Below are 2,585 nucleotides of genomic sequence, written 5' to 3' on the forward strand. Positions count from 1 at the left end.
CCCCACCCCTGGGCCCTGCGGCCCGGGCCGTGCCCCGGGGCGGAGCCTGGGGGAGTACCCCCCACCCCTGCGGCTCCCGGCCCGGCTGCCCGGCAGGGGCCCGGGGCAGGGCCCGGGTGATCCATCAGACCCGGGCCATGGCTTCGAAGATCCGTCCGATGGACGAACGGAATTGCGTACGGTGAGGGAGGGCCGTCTACGGTGCCCGGCGCAGGCGCGCCGGGCCGCGCCGTCCGCGGGCGTCCGGACCCCTCCGTACCCCCGTACCGGAATGTTCCGGACGGACGGGGGCATCCGGGACAGAGGGTCGTGTCGCAGGTCATGGAGGTCCGCCGTGGCGGGTATGGCACCGCCCGTCCGTCGCGTCACATGGCGGAACATTAGACTCGACGGAATCGGCCAGGCTCGATCAGCTCAACACGTAGGAGGCACGGGTGGCCCTGCTTACCCGTATCAGGGAACCGCGCGATCTGGACCGGCTCAGCCCGGAGGAGCTGGTACAGCTCGCCGCTGAGATCCGGACCTTTCTCGTCGACGCGGTCTCCAAGACCGGCGGTCACCTCGGCCCCAACCTCGGTGTGGTCGAGCTCACCATCGCCCTCCACCGGGTCTTCGAGTCGCCGAGAGACAAGGTCCTGTGGGACACCGGCCACCAGAGCTATGTGCACAAGCTCCTCACCGGCCGCCAGGACTTCTCCCGGCTGCGGACCAAGGGCGGCCTCTCCGGCTACCCGGCCCGCGCCGAGTCCGAGCACGACATCATCGAGAACTCCCACGCCTCCACCGTGCTCGGCTGGGCCGACGGTCTGGCCAAGGCCAACCAGGTGCTGAAGAAGGACGACCACGTGGTCGCCGTCATCGGTGACGGCGCGCTCACCGGCGGTATGGCCTGGGAGGCGCTGAACAACATCGCCGCCGCCAAGGACCGCCCCCTGGTCATCGTGGTCAATGACAACGAGCGCTCCTACGCGCCCACGATCGGCGGCCTCGCCGATCATCTGGCCACCCTGCGCACCACCGACGGCTACGAGCGCTTCCTCGCCCGGGGCAAGGACCTCCTCGGCCGCACCCCCGTGGTCGGCAAGCCGCTGTACGGGACGCTGCACGGTGCCAAGAAGGGGCTGAAGGACTTCATCGCCCCCCAGGGCATGTTCGAGGACCTCGGGCTGAAGTACGTCGGGCCCATCGACGGCCATGACATCGAGGCCCTGGAGTCGGCGCTGGCCCGCGCCAAGCGCTTCGGCGGACCCGTGATCGTGCACTGCCTCACCGAGAAGGGCCGGGGCTACCAGCCCGCCCTCGCCGACGAGGCCGACCGCTTCCACGCCGTCGGCAAGATCCACCCCGACACCGGGCTGCCGATCGCCGGGTCCGGGCTCGACTGGACCTCCGTCTTCGGCGAGGAGATGGTCAAGCTCGGTGCCGAGCGGGAGGATCTGGTGGCGATCACCGCCGCCATGCTCCAGCCGGTGGGCCTGGAGAAGTTCGCCAAGGCCTATCCCGACCGGGTCTACGACGTGGGCATCGCCGAGCAGCACGGCGCCGTCTCGGCGGCCGGTCTGGCCACCGGCGGGGTGCACCCCGTCTTCGCGGTCTACGCCACCTTCCTCAACCGCGCCTTCGACCAGGTGCTGATGGATGTGGCACTGCACAAGTGCGGTGTCACCTTCGTGCTGGACCGGGCCGGGGTGACCGGCACCGACGGCCCCTCCCACAACGGCATGTGGGATATGTCGATCCTCCAGGTCGTCCCCGGGCTGCGGATGGCCGCGCCGCGTGACGCCGCCCAGGTCCGGGCCCAGCTGCGGGAGGCCGTCGCCGTCGATGACGCCCCGACCGTGGTGCGCTTCTCCAAGGGCGCGGTCGGACCCGAGGTCAAGGCCGTGGGCCGGATCGGCGGCATGGATGTGCTGCGGGACCCGGGCGAGGCCGCGGCCGAGCGCCCGGATGTGCTGCTGGTCTCGGTGGGCGCGCTCGCCCCGATGTGCCTGGAGATCGCCGATCTGCTGGACAAGCAGGGCATCTCGACCACTGTGGTGGACCCGCGCTGGGTCAAGCCGGTGGACGAGGCGCTGGCTCCGCTGGCCGAGCGCCACCGGGTCGTGGTCACCGTCGAGGACAACGTCCGGGTCGGCGGGGTCGGCGCGGCGGTCGCGCAGGCGCTGCGGGACGCCGGGGTCGATGTACCGCTGCGGGACTTCGGCATTCCGCCGCGCTTCCTGGACCACGCCACCCGTCCGGAGGTCATGGCCGAGATCGGGCTGACCGCTCCGGACATCGCCCGGCAGGTCACCGGGCTGGTCGCCCGGCTGGACGGGCGGTATGCGGGTGCGGACGAGGAAGTCGAGCCCGCGCGCGACTGACGCGCCCCGGGCGCCCCGCGCCGCCGCCGTGGTCGCGCGACGGGGACGCGCGCCGTGCTCCTGTGTCCCGGCGCCCCTCGCGCCCGTCTCGCCGGAGGGCCCGAGCCCGCCACCCGACGCGCTCCTCTCATGGCGCCGGGTGGACGCGGCCGACCCCCCTCCGGGGGAGCCGCCCGACACGGGGCTGTACGACGACGGGCCGGGAGGACCACCCTGGATGGG

General features: G+C 72.4%; 1 protein-coding gene. It reads left to right on the forward strand.

What is annotated here, in order from left to right; all coding sequences use genetic code 11:
• Window positions 1–434: 434 nt before the first annotated feature.
• The gene (dxs, locus tag ACFVIM_RS23305; RefSeq protein WP_384304444.1) at window positions 435–2,363 is read left to right on the forward strand and encodes a 1-deoxy-D-xylulose-5-phosphate synthase; all 1,929 of its coding nucleotides are present in this window, start codon (window positions 435–437) and stop codon (window positions 2,361–2,363) included.
• The last annotated feature ends 222 nt before the right edge of the window (window positions 2,364–2,585 follow it).

The sequence above is a fragment of the Streptomyces sp. NPDC057638 genome (assembly GCF_042800315.1).
GTDB lineage: Bacteria > Actinomycetota > Actinomycetes > Streptomycetales > Streptomycetaceae > Streptomyces.